The 23,238-nt window shown below is 70.2% G+C and carries 16 protein-coding genes, 1 tRNA gene and 1 riboswitch; of the genes, 9 read left to right on the top strand and 8 right to left on the bottom strand.

From position 1 onward, the window contains the following. Positions 1-33 precede the first annotated feature (33 nt). Both IM697_RS02585 and IM697_RS02580 read right to left on the bottom strand, forming a co-directional pair. Positions 34-345, bottom strand: coding sequence for a hypothetical protein (locus IM697_RS02585; protein ID WP_194044285.1), 312 nt, complete (start codon positions 343-345; stop codon positions 34-36). 456 nt (positions 346-801) lie between these two features. Then, positions 802-2,889 carry an asparagine synthase-related protein gene (locus IM697_RS02580; RefSeq protein WP_194044284.1) on the bottom strand — a complete coding sequence of 696 codons (2,088 nt, stop codon included), beginning with the start codon at positions 2,887-2,889 and terminating at the stop codon, positions 802-804. Positions 2,890-3,671: 782 nt separating this feature from the next. Between IM697_RS02580 and IM697_RS02575 the strand changes: the two genes are divergently transcribed. From IM697_RS02575 to IM697_RS02560, 4 genes are all read left to right on the top strand, one after another. Further along, positions 3,672-5,096: an NsdA family TPR-like regulatory protein gene (locus tag IM697_RS02575; protein WP_194044283.1), complete on the top strand. Its 1,425-nt coding sequence runs from the start codon at positions 3,672-3,674 to the stop codon at positions 5,094-5,096. A 139-nt stretch (positions 5,097-5,235) separates the two neighbouring features. Then, positions 5,236-6,444: an L-2-hydroxyglutarate oxidase gene (gene lhgO / locus IM697_RS02570; protein WP_228044470.1), complete on the top strand. Its 1,209-nt coding sequence runs from the start codon at positions 5,236-5,238 to the stop codon at positions 6,442-6,444. Positions 6,445-6,995: 551 nt separating this feature from the next. Beyond that, entirely contained in the window at positions 6,996-7,850 is an 855-nt protein-coding gene (gene trmB, locus IM697_RS02565) for a tRNA (guanosine(46)-N7)-methyltransferase TrmB (RefSeq protein ID WP_194044281.1), read from the top strand. Between the two features lie 197 nt (positions 7,851-8,047). Continuing rightward, positions 8,048-9,382, top strand: coding sequence for a PrsW family intramembrane metalloprotease (locus IM697_RS02560; RefSeq protein ID WP_194044280.1), 1,335 nt, complete (start codon positions 8,048-8,050; stop codon positions 9,380-9,382). A gap of 48 nt (positions 9,383-9,430) precedes the next feature. Here the strand turns inward: IM697_RS02560 and IM697_RS02555 are convergent, their stop codons facing one another. The 5 genes from IM697_RS02555 to IM697_RS02535 form a co-directional block, all read right to left on the bottom strand. After that, complete coding sequence (locus tag IM697_RS02555) at positions 9,431-10,375, bottom strand: aldo/keto reductase (RefSeq protein WP_194044278.1); 945 nt, start codon at positions 10,373-10,375, stop codon at positions 9,431-9,433. Positions 10,376-10,499: 124 nt separating this feature from the next. After that, entirely contained in the window at positions 10,500-11,525 is a 1,026-nt protein-coding gene (locus IM697_RS02550; RefSeq protein WP_194044276.1) for a M23 family metallopeptidase, read from the bottom strand. A gap of 11 nt (positions 11,526-11,536) precedes the next feature. Further along, positions 11,537-11,694: riboswitch (cyclic di-AMP (ydaO/yuaA leader) on the bottom strand. Between the two features lie 233 nt (positions 11,695-11,927). Continuing rightward, a complete protein-coding gene (locus IM697_RS02545) occupies positions 11,928-13,013 on the bottom strand; it encodes a PP2C family protein-serine/threonine phosphatase (RefSeq protein ID WP_228044469.1) in 1,086 nt (361 codons plus the stop codon). A gap of 112 nt (positions 13,014-13,125) precedes the next feature. Then, positions 13,126-13,199, bottom strand: a tRNA-Met gene (locus IM697_RS02540). 299 nt (positions 13,200-13,498) lie between these two features. Beyond that, positions 13,499-14,632: a dihydrofolate reductase family protein gene (locus IM697_RS02535; RefSeq protein ID WP_194049552.1), complete on the bottom strand. Its 1,134-nt coding sequence runs from the start codon at positions 14,630-14,632 to the stop codon at positions 13,499-13,501. An 83-nt stretch (positions 14,633-14,715) separates the two neighbouring features. Between IM697_RS02535 and IM697_RS02530 the strand changes: the two genes are divergently transcribed. Beyond that, positions 14,716-15,231 carry a MarR family winged helix-turn-helix transcriptional regulator gene (locus IM697_RS02530; protein ID WP_194044274.1) on the top strand — a complete coding sequence of 172 codons (516 nt, stop codon included), beginning with the start codon at positions 14,716-14,718 and terminating at the stop codon, positions 15,229-15,231. Between the two features lie 108 nt (positions 15,232-15,339). Then, entirely contained in the window at positions 15,340-15,981 is a 642-nt protein-coding gene (locus tag IM697_RS02525; RefSeq protein ID WP_194044272.1) for a GTP cyclohydrolase II, read from the top strand. Between the two features lie 81 nt (positions 15,982-16,062). Here the strand turns inward: IM697_RS02525 and IM697_RS02520 are convergent, their stop codons facing one another. Continuing rightward, the gene (locus IM697_RS02520) at positions 16,063-19,341 is read right to left on the bottom strand and encodes a S8 family serine peptidase (protein ID WP_194044270.1); all 3,279 of its coding nucleotides are present in this window, start codon (positions 19,339-19,341) and stop codon (positions 16,063-16,065) included. A 708-nt stretch (positions 19,342-20,049) separates the two neighbouring features. Between IM697_RS02520 and IM697_RS02515 the strand changes: the two genes are divergently transcribed. From IM697_RS02515 to IM697_RS02505, 3 genes are all read left to right on the top strand, one after another. Then, positions 20,050-21,246 carry a radical SAM protein gene (locus IM697_RS02515; protein ID WP_194044268.1) on the top strand — a complete coding sequence of 399 codons (1,197 nt, stop codon included), beginning with the start codon at positions 20,050-20,052 and terminating at the stop codon, positions 21,244-21,246. 98 nt (positions 21,247-21,344) lie between these two features. Continuing rightward, on the top strand, positions 21,345-22,163 hold the full coding sequence (locus IM697_RS02510) for a phosphotransferase family protein (RefSeq protein ID WP_194044266.1): 819 nt from the start codon (positions 21,345-21,347) through the stop codon (positions 22,161-22,163). Continuing rightward, positions 22,142-23,236, top strand: a complete 1,095-nt coding sequence (locus tag IM697_RS02505) for a GNAT family N-acetyltransferase (RefSeq protein ID WP_194044264.1) — start codon at positions 22,142-22,144, stop codon at positions 23,234-23,236. The genes IM697_RS02510 and IM697_RS02505 overlap by 22 nt, the downstream gene beginning before the upstream one ends. The last annotated feature ends 2 nt before the right edge of the window (positions 23,237-23,238 follow it).

Genomic DNA, 23,238 nt, shown 5'->3' with positions numbered 1-23,238 from the left:
CAGCCCTTCCTACGTTCTCTCGGTTCTCAGGCTTCAGCAGGCCCGGACGTCGCGGGGAGACGTGTCGTGGTAGGTGCCGCCATTCCAGTAACCCCGCGCGTAGTAGCCACGCTTGTTGCCGTTGTCGCAGCTGGACACGCCGACCGTCCAGTCCTTGCGCGTGTCCGTCATCGCGTTCTTCGCCGTGAGCGGGTCAGGGAGCAGGTTCTTGTCCCACTTGATCTCAGTGGTCAGCGTGCTCGTCTTGGCGGAATTGCAGGACGCCTTGGACTGCCCCCACAGGGTGCTCCCGGTGACGACGTTGAACCTGACGGACGGCTCAGCGCATCCGCTCGGCGCCGGCACATGCCGCGACTATGCCGCTCTTCCGGCCGAATCTCTTCATTTATAGAACCCCCTGATGTGATTTTCGATGAATGCAGCCCCGCAATTCGATTGCGGGGCGGTGAGGAAATTATCAGAGGGCAACAGGGTGATCAGGCAATATGATCTTGCCGCATTTTCAGGACTGGGGTGACTAGCGACGCCTATCTCGCCCTTCTCGGCAAAATTCACAAGAAGACGGAAATACGAGCACCATCACAGTGGCGGCTTGTTCCACTTTGGCAAGACTTGCACCAGTTTCTTCTCGCCCGTGCAGACGCACTGTTTCCTTCTGCGTATCGGACGCGAAATCCGTTACGCGACCTACGAGCTGTAAACATTCACAGCGAGGTGCGCTGTGTGACGGTTTTGTGCGTGATGTGATGGCCGGTGACCGTGACGCGTGTGGATCGCCACCCGCCCCTCGGATCCGCAGACCTATCCCCGCCGCGCCCCCGCCCCCAACACCCCCTTCTGCGGCGTGATCCCCGCCGGTACCGCGCGCTGGCGGGCCGGTGTGCCGGTCCAGCAGGTGCCTCGGCGGGCCAGTAGGCGGTGCAGCCAGAGTTCCAGGGAGACGAGGTCCGCCAGGCCGTCCAGGGGGAGGGGCTCGCCCTCGGCTGCTGCGCGGAGGGCCTTGCGGACGACTCGGGCCTCCACCAGGCCGGCCTGTGCCAGCAGTGGTGTGCCGAAGAGGGCCATCAGGGAGTCCGTGGCCGCTCTCAGGCCGGTGCGGGCCGCCACCGCTGCCGGTGCGTGGGACGGGGCGCCCCAGCCGAGTGGGAGGTCGGCCACTCCGGCGCCCTCCAGGACCGTGCGGAGGATCGCGGCGCGGGCGCCGGGCTGGACGCGCAGGGCCTCCGGGAGGGCGCGGCAGGCACGGACGACCTGGTTGTCGAGGAAGGGGGTGTGCAGGCGCTGGGAACGGATCTCGGCGGCCTGCTCCAGGACGCGGATGTCCGCGGCGTGGCGGGCCAGGGCCGCACGCGCGCGGTGGTCGCCGGGGCGCTGGCCGGGGCCTGCGCCGTTGCGGCTCGTCGCCGTCTGGAGGCGAACCGATACTTCCGCCAGCGCCTCACCGGTCAGCCAGCGTGCCGCCGGGCCCGGTCTGGCCCAGGTGAGCGCGGCGAGCGATGCCCCCACGGCGCCTCCGGGCTCTTCGAAGCGGCGGTGCAGCAGGCGATCGGCCAGGGTCTCCAGGCCGGTCCGGTAGGGCGTGCGGGCCAGCTTGCGCGCCGCGCCGTACACGCGCGCGGGGACCAGCACCGAGCCGTCCGCCTTCGCCAGGGCCGCGACCGGGCGGACCAGGTGCCGGCGTTTGCGGTCCATCAGGAGGTCGGCCAGGCGCGCGGGGTGGGCGTCGAGGACCTGGCGGGCGCCGTAGCCCGTGAAGTGGTCCGCGCTGCCCGATGCCAGACGGGCTCGGTGGCGCGCCGCCGTCACCAGGCTGGGGCCGGGCTCGTCCGTCAGGGGGCCGTCCAGGTCGGCGTACGGCAGTGTCTCCTCGCCGCCCGCCACCACCACGTGGTGCAGGCGCGGGTTGGCCGCCAGGGTGCCGGCGCGTTCCAGCTCCGACTCGCGGCCGCCGACCGCCAGGTCGTTGAAGGTCACCGCGAGGAGCCGCTCCCCGGCGCCCGTGCCGTGGCCCAGCACCGTGCCCGGCATGCCCGGGAGACCGGCGGCGAGGAGGGCCAGGGTGCCTGAGGCCGGCCCGCCGGACAGGTCCGCGCCGATGCCCGGAACCGGCATCCCGCGCGCGGCCCGCCGCTCGGCCGGCCCCATCCCCGGCACCGGACCGGGGTCGATGTCGGGAACGTGGCGGGGCGCGGACAGACGCGCGCGTACCGCCTCCACCAGGGCGTCGCGTACGGCGTCCACCGCGCTGTCCGGATCGGCCGGTGCCGCCGCCACCGCCAGCGAGGCGACCGGTTCGTACCCGGCGACCTCGCGTGCCCCGGCGCGCAGGATCAGCGCATGCCCCGGCGGGATGCGCCGTACGCCGTCGTACGGGGTGGAGTCGTGCACGGCGGCCGGTACGTCGGGGGCCGCGAGCAGGGCGGCCAGGTGCCCGAAGTCGAGGTTGGCCTCGATGAGGTCGGCGAGGGGGAGCGCGGCGGTCGCGTAGGCCGTACCGCCCGCCCAGGGGGTGTAGAACACGGGCCGTGCGCCCGCGAGGTCGCCGCAGACCGTGACCCGGCGGCCGACCTGGACGACGGCCGTGTAGCTGCCGGACCAGGCCGTCAGATGGCGAAGTGCCCCTCCGCGCGCGGCGAACAGGCCGAGGCGCAGTTGTTCGTCGCTCGCCCCGCAGGTGCCGAGGACCGCGATCCTGTTCTGCGCGTCGGCCTTGACCACGCGCACCTCGTCGGGGCGCCAGTCCCCGACCGCCCACAGCGGATCGGGGTCGCCCCACAGGAGTTGGGACCCCACCGGGTGCACGGTCTCGCCGTCGCTGCCGGTGGCCCCCGCGGAGCCGATTCCGGCGGCCACCGCGGCGGTGCTGCTCCATCCCACCAACCACCGCATGGACGCCTCCACAGGCTGTGGACAACCAGTGCACCGTACGAACCGGTTCACCATGCTGCCATGAAGGACGCGCACCGGAGCGGCGGCGGAGCGGCTCGGGGCCGGGCAATCGCGCCCGCGCGGGCGCCCGCGCGCCAGGCGGCACGCGACCCGGATGCCCGGACAACGCCCCTGCAGGGCAAGGGGATCCGCAAGGGTGCGGCGGAAAGATCCGTGCGAGGAGGCGAGTGGATTGAGCTGCGGATTGAGCTGCGGCTGCGGCGCGAATGCGCCCCCTGAACGCTCCCCAAAAACTCCCCACGCGCCCTCAAGTTCCGTGGTGGGAGCCCCAATTATCCCGGAGCAGCGGGGTCGATTTTCGGCCAAATCAGCGTCGTAGAGACAGGCTCGCGCACACTCCGTGCAAGCCCTCCGCACTACTCGCCGTGCTCGTTGCGCGCGCAGTCCGGGGAACGGAGTGCGCCCCCCGGACCGTTCCGCCGCCCGCGGGGATGGAGGCGGCGGAATCCCCCAGCCCGCTGGATCCAGTACAGCGGGCCGACCCACGCAGGAGCCATGGAACCGCTCCCCCGGTGGCTGGAGAAGAGCGCACGGACGGGCGCACAGCCACACAACGGGAGCACGCCACAACTGTGCGTACATGCCGCGTATTTGAGTACGGACCACAATCCCGCCATCCGGAACAATGCCCCTTAACGCTTGGGATGCGGCGAACTACGCTGGGTTTACGAATGCCGCGTGGTTATGCCAGCGCGGCAGCCGTCTGTGTCGAGGGGTGGCGCATGTCCAGGGAGCAACGCGGGCCGAACGAAAAGCTCGGCGCCGTTCTCGCCCTCGCGGGAATCAGCAACGCAGGACTCGCCCGACGCGTCAACGACCTTGGCGCTCAGCGGGGCCTGACTCTTCGCTACGACAAGACGTCGGTGGCGCGCTGGGTGTCCAAAGGCATGGTGCCGCAAGGTGCCGCGCCGCACCTCATCGCCGCCGCGATCGGCCAGAAGCTGGGCCGCCCGGTGCCGCTCCACGAGATCGGCCTGGCGGACGCGGACCCCGCACCCGAAGTGGGCCTCGCCTTCCCCCGGGACGTCGGACAGGCGGTGAAGTCGGCGACGGAGCTCTACCGTCTCGACCTCGCCGGACGCCGCGCCGGCTCCGGCGGCATATGGCAGTCGCTGGCCGGTTCGTTCGCAGTAAGCGCATACGCAACGCCTGCCTCGCGGTGGCTGATAACCCCGGCCGACAGCTCGGTAGCGCGCGAGGTGAGCCCGTCCGAGGGCTCCGGCGCACCGCTCAAAGTCGGCCACAGCGACGTACAGAAGCTGCGGGAGGCCGCCGAGGACGCCAGGCGCTGGGACTCCAAGTACGGAGGCGGCGACTGGCGTTCGTCCATGGTGCCCGAGTGCTTACGAGTCGAGGCGGCGCCGCTGCTGCTCGGCTCGTACTCCGACGAGGTGGGACGTGCCCTGTTCGGGGCCAGCGCCGAACTCACGCGGCTCGCCGGGTGGATGGCCTTCGACACCGGGCAACAGGAGGCGGCCCAGCGGTACTACATCCAGGCGCTGCGGCTGGCCCGCGCGGCGGCCGACGTGCCCCTCGGCGGGTATGTGCTGGCGTCGATGTCGCTCCAGGCGACCTACCGGGGCTTCGGCGACGAGGGCGTCGACCTCGCCCAGGCCGCGCTGGAACGCAACCGGGGCCTCGCCACGGCCCGCACCATGAGCTTCTTCCGCCTGGTCGAGGCACGCGCGCACGCGCGCGCAGGTGACGCGCAGGCGGCCGGCGGCGCGCTGAAGGCGGCGGAGGGCTGGCTGGAGCGCTCCCGGGAGGGCGACAACGACCCGTCCTGGCTCGGCTTCTACTCCTACGACCGCTTCGCCGCGGACGCCGCCGAGTGCTACCGGGACCTGAAGGCACCGCGCCAGGTACGGCGGTTCACCGAGCAGGCGCTGTCGAAGCCGACGGAGGAGTTCGTGCGCTCGCACGGGCTGCGGCTCGTCGTCTCGGCGGTCGCCGAGCTCGAGTCGGGCAATCTCGACGCGGCATGCGAGCAGGGCGTGCGGGCGGTGGAGGTCGCGGGGCGGATATCGTCCGCGCGCACCACGGAGTACGTGAAGGACCTGCTGCACCGGCTGGAGCCGTACGGCGACGAGCCGAGGGTGGTCGAGCTCCGGGAGCGTGCACGGCCGCTGCTCGTGGCCCCGGCGTAAGCGCTCCGCTCGAGGGGCCGGGTCCTTGCACGTCCGCATATCGATACAGCCCTGCGCCCCGGTCGGGGCGCCGCGGCCCCCGGCGTTTGAAGTGACTGTCAGTGGTGCAGTGCATTATCGAATCCGGGAGGTGGGGCAGGTGCGGACGCTCGCTTACGACTGTGACGTGCTCGTCATCGGCGGTGGGATCGTCGGGCTGTCCACGGCGTATGCGATCACGCGTGCCGCGCCGGGGACGCGGGTGACCGTGCTGGAGAAGGAGCCGGGCCCCGCCCGGCACCAGACGGGGCGCAACAGCGGGGTCATCCACAGCGGGATCTACTACCGGCCGGGGTCGCTGAAGGCGCGGTACGCGGTGCGGGGCGCCGCCGAGATGGTCAAGTTCTGCGCGGAGTACGGCATCGCGCACGCCGTCACCGGCAAGCTGATCGTCGCGACCGAGCGGGAGGAGCTGCCGCGTCTGCACGCACTGGTGCAGCGCGGGCGGGAGAACGGCATTCCGGTGCGGGAGCTGGGCGCCACGCAGATCGCGGAGTACGAGCCCGAGGTGCGCGGACTCGCCGCGATACACGTCGGGACGACGGGCGTGTGCGACTTCGTCGGGGTCGCCCGGCAGCTCGCCGAGGCGTCCGGGGCGGAGATCCGGTACGGCGCGGAGGTCGAGCGCGTCGACCGGCGGGCCGAGCTGGGGGTCGCCGTACGGACCACGCGCGGGGACGTCGTGCGGGGGCGGGTGCTGGTGAACTGTGCCGGGCTGTACTGCGACGAGGTGGCCCGGATGACGGGGGACGAGCCGGAGGTGCGGATCGTGCCGTTCCGGGGGGAGTACTACTCGCTGGCGCGGCCCGAGCTGGTGCGGGGGCTGGTGTATCCGGTGCCGGATCCGGCGTTTCCGTTCCTCGGCGTGCACCTCACGCGCGGGATCGACGGCGGTGTGCACATCGGGCCGAACGCGGTTCCGGCGCTGGCCCGGGAGGGGTACGGGTGGGGTGTCGTACGGCCGCGGGAGGTCGGGGCGACGGTGGCGTGGCCCGGGGTGTGGCGGATGGCGCGGCGGCACTGGCGGTACGGGGCGGGGGAGCTGCGGCGGTCGGTGTCCAGGGCGGCGTTCACGGTGGCGGTGCGGAGGTTGTTGCCTGCGGTGACGTCGGATGATCTGGTGCCGGCGGCTGCGGGGGTGCGGGCGCAGGCGGTGCTGCGGGACGGGGGGCTGGTGGATGACTTTCTGATACGGGAGGGGGCTCGGGCGGTGCATGTGCTGAATGCGCCGAGTCCTGCGGCGACGGCTTCGCTGCCGATCGGGCGGGAGGTGGCTCGGCGGGCGTTGGCGGTGTTGGAGGGGGTGTGACGCCGGGTGTTTCTCGCCCCCGCCGCCCCTACCCGTCCCATCCTGAAGGGGCGCTGCCCCTTCGACCCCCACTGGGGCTGCCGCCCCAGACCCCGCTCCGGCCCCTAAAGGGCCTTGTCCTCAAACGCCGGACGGGCTGGATTGCGCGGGCCGGCGTTGGAAGGCGGTGGCCAGTGGGTGGATGGGTGGGGGTTGGGGATGGTGGGTGCCCGTCCTCAGGCACTGGGCGGGCTGGATTGTGCGGATCGGTGTTGAGGGGTGGCGTCCAGTGGGTGGATGAGGGCTCGGGATGGTGAGAGCCAGTCCTCGGGCGCTGGACGGGCTGGAGGGTGCCGGTCGGCGATGAAAATGGCGCCCAACGGGCGGGCGGGGCTCGGGATGGTGGGAGCCCGTCCTCGAGCGCCAGACAGGCTGGATTGTGCCGGCCCGTGCTGAGAGCAGGGCCGTGGGAGCCCGTTCCTCCGGCGCCCGACGGGCTGGACGGTGTGGGGCGGTGTTGAGACGTGCCCCCGGGCCGCTGCCCTCATCCGCCCCGTAAAATCGACCTCACTGTGTCTGACTCCCTCAACGCCGCCGATGCCCCGCAGCCCGCCGCCACCCCAGGTCAGCCCGAGAGCCGGGGGGAGGCCCTGGGGCATGTTCCCGGTGTCTCCGTTCGGCATAGCCGGGCCAAGGGGGAGCCGCGGTTTCCGGATGGGCCCAAGGCCGATCCGGCCGGGTCGCACTTTGAGCGGCGGATCCGGAGTTTTCAGCCTCGGCGGAGCAGGGTGACCGCGGGGCAGGCGGATGCGTTGCAGCGGCTGTGGCCCAAGTGGGGGCTGGACATCGACGGGCAGGGTGTCTTCGATCTCGGTGAGCTGTTCGGGAACGGGAATCCGGTCGTGCTGGAGATCGGGTTCGGGATGGGGGAGGCGACCGCGCAGATGGCCGCCGGGGACCCTGACACCAATATCCTCGCCGTCGACGTGCACACCCCGGGGCAGGGAAATCTGCTCAATCTCGCCGATCAGAACGGGCTCACCAACATCCGCGTGGCCAACGGCGACGCCATCATCCTGCTGCGCGAGATGCTCGGCCCCGACTCCCTCGACGGGCTGCGCGTCTACTTCCCCGACCCCTGGCCCAAGAAGCGCCACCACAAGCGCCGACTCATCCAGCCCGAGTTCCTCAGCCTGGCCGCGACCCGGCTGAAGCCCGGCGCCCTGGTGCACTGCGCCACCGACTGGGAGCCGTATGCCGAACAGATGCTCGAAGTGCTGACCGCGCACCCCGGCTTCGAGAACACCCAGGCCGACGGCGGTTTCGCGCCCCGTCCGCGGTTCCGGCCGCTGACCCGTTTCGAGGGCCAGGGACTGGACAAGGGTCATGTGGTGAACGACCTGCTCTTCCGCCGCGTACAGCGGTAGGAGCAGCGGACAGAACATCGCGAAGAACAGCAGCGATCAGCAGCTATCAGCACCGATAGACACAGCACCGACAGACACCCGATACACATCCGATACACACCGATACGCACCGTTCCAGACAGCAAACCCCCATCGGCGCCCGTGCCCTCCCCTCGCGCTGCTGCGGGCGGCGCCCCTGCCTCGTTAGGGTCAATGCCGTGGCCACCTGCCCCCCGTACCCGACGCAGCCCACCGGTCCCACCGGCGGCGCACTGCGGCACGCGCACTGGTGGCAGAAGCGGTGGGTGCGGTACGGCGCGCTCAGCACCCTGCTCGCGCTCTCCGGGCTGGTCATCCTCGCCCTGGTGCGTGAGCAGACCGGCACCGAGGGGTTCCTGGTCGGGCTCGGGCTCGCGGTGCTGCCCGTGCCGCTGCTCGTCGCCGCGTTCCGCTGGCTGGACCGGGTCGAGCCGGGCCCGTGGCGCAATCTGCTGTTCTCCTTCGCGTGGGGTGCCTGCGCGGCGGCGCTGATAGCGATCGTCGCCAACAGCTTCGCGACCAGATGGATAGCGACCGCGACGGCCGATCCGTCGCATGCGGACACCCTCGGCGCGACCGTCATAGCGCCCGTCGTGGAGGAGATGGCGAAGGCCGCGGCCGTCCTGCTCGTGTTCCTCTTCCGACGGCGGGACTTCACCGGGATCGTCGACGGCGTGGTGATAGCGGGCGTCACCGCCACCGGTTTCGCCTTCACCGAGAACATCCTCTACCTCGGCACCGCCTTCGGCACCGACCAGCTCTCCGGCGACAGCGGCATCGCCTCCGTCACGGCGGCGACCTTCTTCGTCCGCGTGATCATGTCGCCCTTCGCGCACCCGCTCTTCACCGTCCTGACCGGCATCGGATTCGGCATCGCCGCCCTGTCCGGCGACCGGCAGCACGTGCGGCGTGTGCTGCTGCCCCTGCTCGGGCTGCTGCTCGCCATGGGCATGCACGCCATGTGGAACGGCTCCTCCGCCTTCGGCGAGTACGGGTTCTTCGCCGTGTACGCGGCCTTCATGGTGCCCGCGTTCGGGCTGCTGACCTGGCTGGTGATCTGGACCCGGCAGCGCGAGCTGAGGACCGTGCGCGAGGAACTGCCGGCGTATGTCGCCGCCGGGTGGCTGGCGCCGGGCGAACCGTTCGCGCTGGGCTCGATGCGGGACCGGCGGGTGGCCCGGCAGTACGCGCGACAGCGTGGCGGGCGCGATGCGGCACGGGCCGTGGCGCAGTACGAGGCGTACGCCACGTCGCTGGCGTTCCTGCGGCACCGGGGGCGCCGTGGGCGGGCCGGCGCGGACTTCGTCGTACGGGAACGGGAGTTGCTGCACGAGCTGTGGGGGCGCCGGGAGTCCGCGCGGCCGGCCCTGCAGCACGCGGTGGCCGCGCGGGCTTGGGCGGCGTACGGGTACGCGCCGCCCGCCCACTGGCAGCCGCCCGCCACCTGGCAGCCCTACGGGCACGGCTCCCAGCCGACGGCGCCGTACCCCGTGTACAACCCGTACCGGTCGTAGGGACCACGGGTTCCGGGCGGTCCGGCACCGCCGGACCGCCCGTCGAGGTCAGGCCGACGCCGTCGTCAGCCGCTCCAGGTCCTCGTCCGTCAGCGTCAGCTCCGCCACTCCCAGCAGCGCCGGCAGCTGTTCCGGCGTGCGGGCCGACGCGATGGGCGCCGCGACCGTGGGCCGGGACGCGAGCCAGCCCAGGGCCACCGTGGCCACCGGGGCCCGGTGGGACCGGGCCACCTCCTCCAGCGCGGCCAGCACCCGTCGGCCCCGCTCCGTCTGCGCGTGCTTGGCGGCGCCCCGGGCGCGCGGGCTGTCCACCGTCGTACCGGTGCGGTACTTGCCCGTGAGGAAGCCGGACGCCAGGGCGTAGTACGGGACCGCCGCCAGGCCCTCGCGCTCGGCGAGGTTCTGCAGGGAGCCTTCGTAGGTGTCGCGGGAGACCAGGTTGTAGTGGGGCTGGAGGGCGACGTACCGGGCGAGGCCCTCACGGTCGGAGAAGGCGAGGGAGGCCGCCAGGCGCTCGGCGGAGATGTTGGACGCGGCGATGTGCCGCACCTTGCCCGCCTCCACCAGCTCGTCCAGCGCGCCGATGATCTCCTCGACCGGCACGTCCGGCTTGTCGAAGTGGGTGTAGTAGAGGTCGATGTGATCGGTGCCGAGGCGGCGCAGGGAGGCCTCCGCGGCAGCCTTGATGTTGGCCGCGGTCAGGCCCTGGAAGTCGGGGTGCTGGCTGACCTTCGTGGCGATCACGACGTCGGAGCGGTTGCCGCGCGCCTTGAGCCACTTCCCGATGATGGTCTCGGACTCGCCGCCCACGTTGCCCTCGACCCACGCCGAGTAGGAGTCGGCGGTGTCGACGAAGTTGCCGCCCGCCGCGGTGTAGGCGTCGAGGACGGCGAAGGACCGGTCCTCGTCGGCGGTCCAGCCGAAGACGTTGCCGCCGAGGCAGAGCGGGTGGACCTCGAGGTCGGAGGAGCCGAGCTTGCGAAGAGAAGTCATGTTCTTCGCCAACCCTCGTGTCAGAAGCCGGTATTCCGCACACGCCGAAACCGGCAGTCCTGACGTCGGGGGGTCGCCGCCAGGACCACCGGGGATCGGAAGTCGATGCCCGTCGAGGGGTGTGTCAGGGGGTGAGGCCCTTGCCCCGCAGCCACGCCATCGGGTCGATGCCGTTCGAGCTGCCGTCGGGGTGCACCTCGAGGTGCAGATGGGCGCCGGTGACGTTGCCCGTCGCGCCCACGCGGCCGATGACGTCGCCGGTGTTGACCTTCTGGCCCACGCTGACGCTGATCGACGACTGGTGCGCGAACCACAGCTCGGTGCCGTCGTCCAGGGTGAGCACGGTCTTGTAGCCGTACGAGCCGTCCCAGCCGGCGAAGGTGATCGTGCCGGAGTGGATCGCCTTGATCAGCGTGCCCGTGGGGGCGGCGAAGTCCAGGCCCGTGTGGTAGCCGGAGGACCAGTAGGCGCCGGCCTGCCCGAAGGTCGAGGTGATGGTGTACGAGGAGGTCGGCAGCGTGTACTGCTTGGCCAGCTCGGCGAGGCGCTCGGCCTCGGCCTTCTTGCGGGCCTCCTCCTCGGCGGCGGCCTTCGCGGCGGCGGCCTTGGCCTCGGCCTCCTTCTCCGCCTTGGCGGCCGCGGCGGCGGCTTCCTTCTCGGCGGCGGCGACGGCGGCCGCGGCGGCCTTGGTGTCGATCTGGTCCTGCTGGAGCTCGGCCTGCGCGATGATCCGGCTGCGCAGCGCCTCGCCGGCGTCGGAGGTGCCCTGCGTGGTCTCCTCGGTGGCCTCGCCCACGGTGCTGAGCGCGGTGCCGGCGTCCTCGGCGGGAGCGGCGTCGTCGTCGGAGATCAGGGGCAGGTCGGGGATGGTGATGGCGACCGGCGGCTTGCCGCTCTGGGCGCTGGCCATGCCGCCCGCGCCGACGGCGGCTATGACGCCGACGCCGAGAACCGTGGAGCTGCGGGCGAGTCCCCCGCCGCGCTGCTTGCCGACGCGATGCCTGCCACGTGCCGGGCGAATGGACTCCGCGGTGGGGTTCCACTCCTCGAACGGGCCCTCGTCGGTGCGGTAGCGGTCGTAGCCGAAGGTGTCGGTGCTGCGCTGACTCGGCACGAACGGGGCTTGCGTAGCAGGCCTGTTGGACGCCACGTGGGCGTACTCCTTTCCTTCCTTCTCGCCTACCGGGTTAGCTGACGGGTTCGGAGCAGGAAGGTCTCCTACGCGCGTATACCAGTCGTGGGTTCACGACGGCATCCGCGCGATTCACCCCAGGGTGGTGGTTCCCCGGCTCCCTTGCGGGATTCGGCGCGTGCGCACGGAGCCGACTCTTGTGACGGCTGGGACGACCGCGCTGCGTTATCGAACGTTAATAGACGCGGGGTGCGGATTCCAAGCTGTTCCGCTTGATCATTAACTATTTTCGCCTGGACTTACGGGTCATCAACGGCCTAATTCGGGCGAGTTGGCCTGGACTCAGGAGTCACACAGGTATTGACGGTGTGTCAGTTGTTATGCGGAGGGCGGTCGACCGATCACCTCGGGTGACAACGATCAAGGTCGTCGTACGGCCATGAGGGCCATGTCGTCCGCCATGCCGCCCGCGGAGTGCCGGCGCGCCTCCGCCGCGAGCACGCCGAGCAGCGCGGCCGGCTCACGCCGGGCGTTGGCGCGCCCGGCGAGTCCCGCCTCGGGGTCGTAGAACCGCCCCTTGTCGTCGCGCGCCTCGGACAGCCCGTCGGTGTACAGCAGCAGCGTCGCGCCGCCCGGGAAGCCGGCCTCGTCGGCCCGGTCGGGCCAGGCGCCGAGCTCGCTCATGCCGAGCGGCAGCGCGGGTTCGGTGGCGGGCAGCGGGCATACGGTGCCGTCGGCGTACAGCAGCAGGGGCGGTGGGTGCCCGCGGTTGACGAGCCGTACGGTGCCGTTGCCGTGCGGCAGTTCGGCGAGCACGACGGTGGTGAACCCCTCGCGGGAGTCGACGCCGTCCCGCCTCGTCCGCTCCCGCGCCAGCGCCCGCTCCAGCCGCTGCGCGATCGCCTCCAGGGTGGCCTCCTGCTCGGCGGCCTCCCGAAAGGCGCCGATGACGACGGCGACGGCCCCGACCGCGCCCATTCCCTTCCCCTGCACGTCGCCCACGACCAGCCGCACCCCGTGCGGACTGTCCTGCACGGCGTACAGATCGCCGCCGATGGAGGCGCCCTCCTGCGCCGCCTCGTACCGCGCCGCGATCTGGAACCCCCCGATCCGCTCGGCGGGTTCCGGCAGTACGGCGCGCTGGGCGGCCTCGGCGATCTCGCGGACCGAAGCGAGGCGTTCGTCACTGCGGCGGACGAGGAGGTTGATGAGGACGGCGAGGACGGCGACGACGCCCACGGTGACCAGCTCGGTGATCACCGCGGCCCGCGCGAGCCCGCCGTGCACGATGCGGAGTACGCACAGCAGGGTGACGGCCACGACACCCGTGACCACCGTGCCGCGCAGCGAGTAGAGCGGGGCGGCGACCAGGGGCGCGGCGGTGAAGAAGGGGGCGCCGGTGAAGGCGGTGGGCGTGGCGTGCTCGTACCCGGCTCCGGCCGCGATCAGCAGGGCGGGGAGCAGCCGGACGAATCGGCGTACGTGTGTAATCCGCCCTTCCTCCACCTCACCAGGGTTGCCGAAGCGGGGGCGGGGAGCGAGTGCTGGGAGCCGACCGGAGGAGCGGAAACACTCAGGGCCGGAACTGATCTGATCAGTTCCGGCCCTGAGCCTTCAGTAGCGGGGACAGGATTTGAACCTGCGACCTCTGGGTTATGAGCCCAGCGAGCTACCGAGCTGCTCCACCCCGCGTCGGTGACTCCATAGTACGCCATCCGCAGCCCCCGAAGCACACGCCTTTCCCTGCCCCACGACTGACCAGCCCATTTCCCCCCACCGAAGGCAGCCACCCACGGCACAACCACCCCTCTCCAGCACCGGCCCACTGCCTTCCAACGCCGGCCCGCGCAATCCAGCCCGTCCGGCGTTTGAGGACAAGGCCCCTTCAGGGCCGGAGCGGGGTCTGGGGCGGCAGCCCCAGTGGGGTCGAAGGGGCAGCACCCCTTCAGGATGGGACGGGTAGGGGCGGCGGGGGCGAGACACACCCGGCGTCAGCGCAGCAGGTGCGCGTTGGGCCCCTTCGCCCGCCCCTCGTACTCCGGCAGCACCAGCACCTCCACACCCTCCCCCGCCAGCACCCCACTCCCATCGGCCCTCACCACAAACGTGTCCGGCTCCCGCCAGGCCGTCACCACCCGCCGCACCCCCGCCCCGAGAATCAGCCCCGCACACGGCACCGGCCGCGACGCCCGCCGAGTACAAGGCTCCAGGCTGGTGTACACCGTCGCGGCCCCCAGCCTGGGATCCCCCGGCGCGATCTTCGCCAGCGCCGCCTCCTCCGCGTGCACCACCGGATCGCCGCCCTCCCTGGAGTACCCGCGCGCCAGCTCGGTCCCGTCGGCCGCCACCACCACCGCCCCGACGCTGAACGCCGTCTCCGACGGCGGGCACTGCGCCGCCAGCTCGCACGCCAGCGCCAGCCAGTGCCGATCCGCCGCGACGGGCAGCCCGCCGGTGCCGGGCGCCGTCGGCTCGTAGCGCATCAGCACCACGTCCTCGATCCGCCGCGCCTCCAGCAACCGCAGCCGCCCGCCCTGATATCCCCCGGGCCCGAACAGCCGCGGCGCCTTGGGATCCCCCACGAACAGCGGCGCCAGCACCAGCTGCACCTCGTCCGCCAGCCCCTGCTGAAGCAGCTGCGTGTGGATCGTGCCGCCGCCCTCGACCATCAGCCGCTCGACCCCGCGCACCTCGCGCAGATGCGTCAGCAGCCCGCGCCAGTCCAGCTCCGGCCCCAGCGCCACGACATCCGCGGCGACCGGCGCCCGCCGCAACCGCTCCGCGCCCTTCTCCGTCGTATAGACGATCTTCTCGCCGCCCGTGTGCCAGAAGTTCGCCGCGGGATCCAGCTCGCCCGACGCGCTGACCGTGACCTTCAGCGGATACTCCGGCCTGCCGGAAGCCGCCCGCGCCGCCCGCCGCTGAGCCGAGTTCACCAGCAGCCGCGGGTTGTCCGCCCGGATCGTGCCGGCGCCGATCAGGATCGCGTCCACGGACGCCCGTACCTCGTCGACCCGGTCGAAGTCGGCCGGGCTGGACAGCAGCAGGCGATCGGGGGTGGTGTCGTCGAGGTAGCCGTCGAGGGAGACGGCGGCGGACAGCAGGACGTAGGGGTACGACGGCATCGGCGCGCTCTCCGGCTCGGCAATCCGGGCGTTGGTCCCGGACGGGGCTTGGTTCAAGTTTGAAACAAACCTACACTGGTCTCATGACGACTCGCTGGCTCACCCCCGAGGAGCAGCGCGCCTGGCGCGCTTACATCGGCGCCGCCCACCTCGTGGAGGACGCGCTGGACCGGCAGCTCCAGCAGGAGGCCGGCATGCCGCACATGTACTACTCCATCCTCTCCTCCCTGTCCGAGGCTCCGGAACGCCGGCTTCGGATGACCGACCTGGCGGAACGGCTGAAGATCACCCGCAGCCGGCTGACGTACGCCGTGACGCGCCTGGAGAAGGACGGCCTGGTGGGGCGCGAGAACTGCCGCTGGGACAAGCGGGGCAGCATCGCGGCGCTCACCGACGAGGGCATGACGGTCCTGGAGCACGCGGCGCCGGGCCATGTCGAGATGGTGCGTGAGGTGCTGTTCGACCGGCTGAGTCCGGAGCAGGTCGGGCAGCTCGAGGAGATCTTCGCGGCGGTCACCGAGGGCTTCCAGGGGGACGAGGCGCACGGCACCGCGGACGACGTGCCGTGGCGGCGCCGTTCCACCAAGCCCTGTTCGTGATCCTCGGAAATCTCTATTGATTCAAATTTAAAGCATGGTGTAGGGTTCGTGATCAGGTTCTGCTTCAAATCTGAAGCAGATCTGTCGACCGGAACCCGGAGAACCCGCATGCCCGACTTCACCGCCGCCACCCAGCGCGCCCGTGTCCGGGTGCCGCTGCGCTTCCAGGACGGCTACCGCGCCGACGCCGAACTCGTCACCTTCCACGGCCTGGCCGACGGCCTGGAGCACATCGCCGTCGTCCTCGGCGACCCGGCCCCCGGCACCACCCCGCTGGTCCGCCTGCACTCCGAGTGCCTCACCGGCGACGTCTTCGGCTCGGCACGCTGCGACTGCGGCCCCCAGTTGCGCGAGGCCGTCGAGCGCATCGCCGAGCGCGGCGGCGTGCTGCTGTACCTGCGCCAGGAGGGCCGCGGCATCGGGCTCTACAACAAGCTCGACGCGTACGCCCTCCAGGACCAGGGCCTGGACACCTACGCCGCGAACGCCGCCCTCGGCCTGCCGGAGGACGCCCGCGACTACACGGCCGCCGCCCAGATGCTGACCGCCCTCGGCGTCGGCGAACTGGACCTGCTGTCCAACAACCCCGACAAGGCCGACCAGTTGCGCGCGCTCGGCATCGAGGTCCGCGACCGCGTCCCCACGGGCGTCTTCGCCACGCCCGACAACGTCCGCTACCTGCGCGCCAAGGTCCTGCAGACCCAGCACACGCTGCCGCTGGGCGACCTCGCGGAGCTCAACGCGGGCTGACGGACCGCGGGAACGGCAAGAGGACAACAGGAAGGGGCGGGCGTCCGGCATCGGACACCCGCCCCTACCGCGTGGTGCGACCTACGACGTGACCTTCTCGATCGTCACGTTGCCGACGCCCGCGGTCGTGCCGCGCGCGTTCACCAGCCGTACCTCACCGACGAGTTCGCGGCCCTCGGCCACGGTCCTCGCCACCTCGATGCTGGCCGACGCCTTCGCCGAGTCGCCCGTGCCGAGCTTCATCGACGTCGGCTCCCCCACCGTGACCTTGCCGAGCGCGGAGGAGAAGAACACGTCCCGGTAGTCGTACTCGGTCGAGCCCGACGGGACCTCGAAGCCGACCACCTCGACGGTGTACGTGCCGGCCGCCGGGTGGGCGAGGGAGACGGACTCCTCGGAGTCACCGTCCGCGGACTGGCCGACGACCTTGCCCTGGGCGTCGTAGACCGTCAGGTCGAGGTCGGCGGCCGCGTCGGAGACGTTGCCGATGGCGACGTCCAGCGACGTGGTGCCCTCCGGCACCTCGATCGTGCTGGTCTGCGTGGCGCCGCCCGCGATGGTCGGGCGCCCGGTCTTCGACGAGCCGAGCGCGCCGCCCTTCAGGGTGCCGTCCACGGCCTCCAGCTTGTTCGTCACCGTCCAGGAGGCGTCGACCGGCGTGCCGACCCTGGCCTCGGGCACGGTCACCGTCTCCGGGTCGAAGGCGGCGCCGAGGACGGCCGCGTTCACCTTGTACGGGTTGTCGAGCAGCGCCGACGTACGGCGCGCGTCGACCTCGATCTCCCAGACGCCGGGCACCGGGTCGGCGTACCGGGCGATGTCCGTGGTGTCCTCATCGTCGTCGGAGGCGGGCACGCCCCACGGGTTGATGGCGCTGAACGCCGTCCGGCTGCCCTCCTTGAGCCCGCCGAGCGTGACCTCCAGCGACTTCGTGCCCTCCGGGACGGTCACGAAGTACGACCTGAAGTTGTTGCGCTGCACCGAACCGGAGGCGGTGAAGGCGTACTCGGCCGGCGTGGAGACCACGACGGTCGTCAGGACCTGCTTGTCCACGCCCGGCGTCCGCGGGTCGTCGGCCACCAGGATCGCGCTCTTGATCCCCGCGTGCTTCGGCGCGGCCTGGACCTTGACGGTCACCGGCTTGTTCAGCGGCAGGTTCACCACCCGCGGGCCGGCGATCGAGAAGGTGCGGGCCTTGTTGTTCGCCAGGCGCAGCACGTGCGGGAGCGAGCCGGCCGGGCCGGACGTACGGGTGATCGTGACGTCGTACGACTTCTTCTGCCCGGCCTTGAGGCCGCCCTCGCGGTCGTAGAGGCCGGTGCCGAAGCCCGGTGTCTTCAGCGCCTGGTCGAGCGCGGTGTCGACCGGGGCCTTCACGGCGTAGTCGTGTGCGGTGAAGCCGGCCCGGACGGCCTTCCAGGCGTCGACGACGTCGATGCGGCCGGCCCCCTCCTCGTACGCCTGGAGCCCCTTGATGTGGTGGGCGGTCGAGGTCAGCGCGGTGCGCAGCTTCTCGGGGGTGAGGTCGATCTTCTTCTGCTTGGCCGCCGACAGCAGCAGCGCACTGGCGCCCGCCGCCTGCGGGGAGGCCATCGACGTGCCGTTGTACATCGCGTAGCCGGCGGGCAGCTTCCAGCCGGCCTCGGCGATCGCGGAGCCGGGCATCCAGGCCGGGATCGTGCTGACCGCCGAGCCGGGGGCCACGACGGTCGGGGTGAAGCCACCGTCCTCACGCGGGCCGCGCGAGGAGAAGTTGAACAGCTGGTACTTGTTCGCCACACCGGTGCCGTAGTTGGCGGCGAAGGTCTCCTTGGAGACGCCCGCGCCGACCGAGATGACCTTGTCGGCGAGGCCGGGGTCGCCGATGGTGTTGGCGCCGGGGCCGGAGTTGCCGGCGGAGAGCACGAGCTGGACGCCGTAGGTGTCGATGAGCCGCGTGTAGAGCTCGGCGCGCGCGTTGTTGCCGTCGTTGAGCGGGGGCAGACCGCCGATGGACATGTTGACGACGTCGACGCCACGGTTGACGACGAGGTCGATCATGCCCTCGGTGAGCGCGACGTTGCTGCAGCCGGGGCCGAAGATGCAGGCCCGGGAGGAGACGATGTTCGCGCCGGGGGCGGCGCCGTTCATGTGCTTGCCGCCGAGCATGCCGTTGGCGGCGGTGATGCCGGCCACGTGACTGCCGTGCGAGCCGGCGGTGAGGCCGATGTTGACGAAGTCGGACTTCTTGCCGACCCAGTCGCCGCCCAGCGGGTCCATCGGCACGTCCTTGCGGACCTCCACGACGAAGTCCTGGCTCTCGGCGATGCCGGTGGCCGGGTCGTCGGTGCCGAAGCGGCCGACCTGGTGGCCGTCCTTGTACGGCTTCATCGGGGTGTCGTCGGTGAAGTCGCCGTTGTCGTCGACGTCGACGGTGACCGTGCCGGCCTGGGCGTCGTACAGCACACCCCAGTCGTCGGTCGTGTCGCCGTCGCGGTTGACGTCACCGTCGGCGTCGCCGTCCTTGACCTCGCCCTGCGCGGTGACGGACTCCTTGAAGGTGCTGACCTGGTACGCGCCCTCGGGCGCCGTCCAGCTCTTGCCGCCGTAGGTGAAGGACGGCCCGGTGACCGAGGTGGTCATGGCCCGCCAGGTGCCGTCGCCGTCCACGATCGGGTCGGTGGCGGTCACCCAGTCGGTGATCTTGCGCTCACCGGTGGTGGTCTTCTGCAGCGCCGGGTTCGCGAGGTCGACGCCGGTGTCGAGGACACCGATGGTGACACCGCGTCCGTCCGCCTTCGGGTTCTTCTTCACGAAGTCGACGGCGCCCGTCTCGAAGGACGGGTTGTACGGGTTCTTCGCGGGGGTGTTCTCGTCCGGGCCGGGGTAAGTGGCCGCGGCGCCCTTCGACTTGCCGCTGCCGACACCGGGTTGTTCGAGGGGTATCTCCTCCCGCAGGTCGATGGCCTGCACGGAGGAGAGCCGCGCGGCGCCGGCGATGGCCGAGTCGGCCTTGCCGGTCGGCACGGTGGCCCGTACGTAGCCGAGCTTGTCGTACGTACGGCCGACCGAGCCGCCCTTGATCGCGTCGAGCTGCTCGGCGACCTTCTCGGTCCGACCCGGCGCCGTGGCGATCATCATCGTGACGGTCTTGGCGCGCTGCGCCTTGGCCTGGGCGAGGAGGTCGGCGTCGTCCGAACCGAGCTTGTCATGGGCGGACTTGAAGCCGGGGTCGGCCGCGGGGGCGGGGGCGCCGTCCGCGGCGAGGGCGATGGGTATGGGGCCGGCCGCGGAGAGCGCGGCGACGAGCCCTGCGGCCACGGCGACCCGGGCGACTCTTCTCGCGCCCGATATCGCGGCCGGGTGGGGGGTGGGGGGCATGGTGATCCCTGGTGCTGGAGGAACGTAGACGTCGGCGGCCGGATCGAGCACCTTCGACCGCCGCGGTCCGGAATGAGATCCCGGATGATCGCCCAGCTTTCCTCAAGAGACCGAATTCTGTTGATAGTTCACGGAGGGGATATCACGGAGTGGCGGGAACTCGCCATGCGCCACAGGGGACTTATCGGGGTGCTCCACCAGGAAACGACCGTGCCCTTGCCGAGGCCCTGCCGCAGTCCGAAGCCGGACGACGGCTGGGAGCCGACCGTGGCCGCCAGGAGGAAGACGGTCCGCCCACACCTCAATGTCCAGCGCCGGACGGTCACGGGTGCTTCGATGTGCTGCGTAATCCATGCGGTGACGGCGTCCGGGGAACGTCCGCCCACGCATTCATACAGCCTGACCAGGTTGTTCGGATTCGGCGATTGACGCAGCGCAGCTATCTCCCGCGCGGGCTAATACTCGCTGACGACCCCGTCGCCTTCTCGGCCCGGATTCCGACCATTCCCGGGCCGACCAGCACATCTCACACAGGCCCTGGATTCCGGCCACACCATTGCTCAGCGTGTGCCCCACAGCTATCGTTGCGAACCCGCGTCTCGACGCGCGGCCGACGAAGGGGGAGCCTTGTCTGTCCACTTTCCATCAGCCGATATTTTAGCGGGATTTAACGCGCCTCACGGGAGTGGGCCGACCAGAGCAGTCCTGGTGCAGTTCAGCGATCTCTTGCTGACAGAGGACAGCACCATGCGGGATTACTATCGAAGGTCGTATGCCCGCATGCGCGGCTATTACATGCCGCCCCACTTCATGGAGATCCCGTATTGGATACCCATCGTCGCCTCCATGCTTCCGGACGAGCACTTTCGTAAAGAGCTGATGATCGTCGATGATCTCGACGTGGCTCACCAACGGTTCGCCGAGGCCGACAAGGGAGACCTGTTCTTCTTCTCGGCACTGGATGCCAACGTGGAGCAGCTGCTCCATCTTGCCTCGGCTGGAGCGAGGATGGTTGTCGGCGGCTACGTCGACCCAGACGTGTTCGCCGAGTTTCCCCACGTGAGCTTCCTTCGCGACGTCACACACCTGCCCGTCGCGCTCCCTCGGGCCCGCCCCCGGACCACGCTCGACTACCGGCTCTTCGACGGGCTCAAGTGCATCCCCAGGTTCAGCATGAGCAGCGGATGTTCGTTCCGCTGCAAGTTCTGCACCGTTCCCACCCAGGTCGTGCCGGCCGATACCGAAGGGTACGCAGCCGAGATAGCCGCACTGACACCGCTGGACTTCCGGCTGGCCTTCCTTGATGACAAGTCCTTCGGGGATCCGGTGGCGAACAACTGGCGGGACCTGGGCAAGGTCCGGGACATCTTCTCCAGTGTTCATGAAGGATTCGAGGGGTTCATCATCCAGACCCCGCCTTCCCTGGCTGCCAAGGACGGTTTCCTCGCCGAGTGCCGCGACATGGGCGTGCGTTACGTCGAGTTCGGTGTCGAAACCGCCCACGACGGCCTCCTCAAGTACCTTCGCAAGCCGTTTCGCACCAAGCATCTGTACAGGGCGAGCGAGATAGTTCGAGACTTGGGTCTTTACGTGATCCCGAACTTCATCATGGGTATCCCCGGCGACGACTACAAAGGCACGGTTCAGTGGGTCAGGGAATTCGTGGACATCATGCCCGCTGTCAACGTCAACTGGCTGGCCGCACACTTCGGCAACGAACGGGGGGACCTCGGCTTACCTGTCGAGACGTTCGGGGACCGGGATCAGAACACCGTCACCAAGAGCTGGCTGGCCGACGACGACGTCTTGGCCGGACAGGCAGCGGTTCAGGAGATCTACGCCATCACCGAAGAATACTGGCGTGATCGCGTGACCTACTCCAGCGAGCAGGCGGCAGTGCGGTGACGCCAGAGACGGAAACGGCACGGACCATCCCCCTTGAGCGGGAGATCCGGGTTGCCCTCGGTGACAGCGACGTTCGTGTCTGTCCATGGCGGGAAGGAGTGGACTACTTCGCGGACCTCGCCCGCCACGACGACGGCAGGATCGTAGGAGTCGTACGCTCCCCCCGCCACGAGGTTCTGCCGACCGGCTATGAGGGCACGGTCGATTTCGCCGACGTCCTCGCCAAGGAAGTGCACGTCCTTGGCCTGCTGGGCGAGGCAGGCGTACCCGCTCCGTCCGTCCTCGCCTGGCAGCCGCGCGGCCACCCACAGGGCATCTCCTGGATGCTCTGCGAATACATCGACCACCAGCCGACGGACGAGCTGACCGAGGACCAGCAGAACGAGCTGGGCCGCATCGCGCGGGCCATCCACTCCATCCACCCGGGCACGACGGTCGGGCGCCCACAAGACCCGTGGCCTACCTATGTTGTCGGGCGTATCACGGACCGCCTGCGTTCGGCGGAGAGATACAGCCCTCAGCTGTCGGTCGATGCGGTGCTGTCCCGGGGCGTACCCCATGTACCGAGCAGTGCACAGTCGACGGATTCGCTGCTGCACCTTGATCTCCGGCCTCCCAACCTGTGCGTACGAGAGGGGCGGATCGCAGGGGTGATCGACGTCGCGAACGCGATCACCGGTGACCCGTGGCTTGAGCTGGCCCGTATTCGCTTCTGCGGCCTGTTCACCAGGGCCTTCCAGGTCGGATATGGACTCAGTGAGGCCGAGATCAAGCACCACGAACGACTTCTGGACTTCTACGAATTGGACATCGCCGCGCTGCTGACCGTGGTTGCAGCCGAAGAGATCGACGACAAGGAGCTGCTTGAGAAGTCCCGCGATCGACTGGAGCAGCTGTGCGCGCAGATCGTCCGCTGATTCCGTCGTTCCAGTCATTCACCTCCTTCGACGAAGCCGCGACCGGAGATCTGATTCCCGCCCGGACGCTGTACTCCAGCGCCGGCTGGCTGAGACTCCTCGATCGACACGGGCATGGCTACACGTACGTGCTGGTCCGCCAAGGGCACGATGCGGTGCTGATCCCCGTGACCGAAGGCGTCGACGCACATGCTCGGCGCTACCACCCGGAGTTCCTCCTCGCCGGCCACGTCCCGGCCGAAGCATGCGTCGTCGTCGGACCCCGTACGGGCTACCGCAACGAACTGCTCTCCAGCATGCTTCCCTTCGCGGCCGACGCCGTCGTTGAAAGCCTTCAGGACGCGGCACGGGGGCGGGTGGTCCTGCTGCCGTATCTGTCCAGCGCCGACGCCGCGCGATTCACCGCCGTGGGACACCCGGCGGGTCTGGTGGCGTGGGAGGCATGGCTCGACGTTCCCGAGAGCGGTTTCGACGGCTACCTCGAATCGGTCGGCCAGAGCCGCCGGCGTCAGATCAAGGCCGACCTGAAGCAGGTTGCCCGCAACGGCCTGGCGTTCCAGGTGATTCCGTTGGACGAGGACGCGCCTGTCCAGGACATCGCACGTCTTCTGGTCCTCCACGAGAAGAAGTACGACCCGTCCTACAATCGCCCGCCCTCCGAGTTCGTTCCCTACCTCGCCCTATGTGCGAACGTACCCGGGGCCTACGTGATCCTTGCCCGCCTGGGCGAGCGTGTGGTGGGGTGTCATGTCGTATTCCATTACGCGGACGTGCTGTGGGTGCGGCTCTTCGGCGTGGACGAATCGCTGGAGCAGACCCGGAGTTCGTATTTCAGCCTCATGTTCTACGAACCACTGAAGTTCGCACACCTCCTGGGTGCCTCGGCAGTGCACCTGGGGATCGCAGCCTCGGAGACGAAACTACGGCGCGGAGCGCGTCTTGAGCCCCTGTGGACCGTCGCTCTGGCCGGTGACGACGACATCAGGCAGCGGGTGCGCCAAGGGTTGCTCTCACGATCGCGCGAACTACCCGACCCGGTGCCCGCATCCATCATCCCCCCGGATACGCCATGACC

Origin of the sequence: Streptomyces ferrugineus (assembly GCF_015160855.1) — a bacterium.
Lineage (GTDB): Bacteria > Actinomycetota > Actinomycetes > Streptomycetales > Streptomycetaceae > Streptomyces > Streptomyces ferrugineus.
Note: the sequence above shows the minus strand (reverse complement) of the source record. Positions and strands in the feature narration are given on the sequence as shown.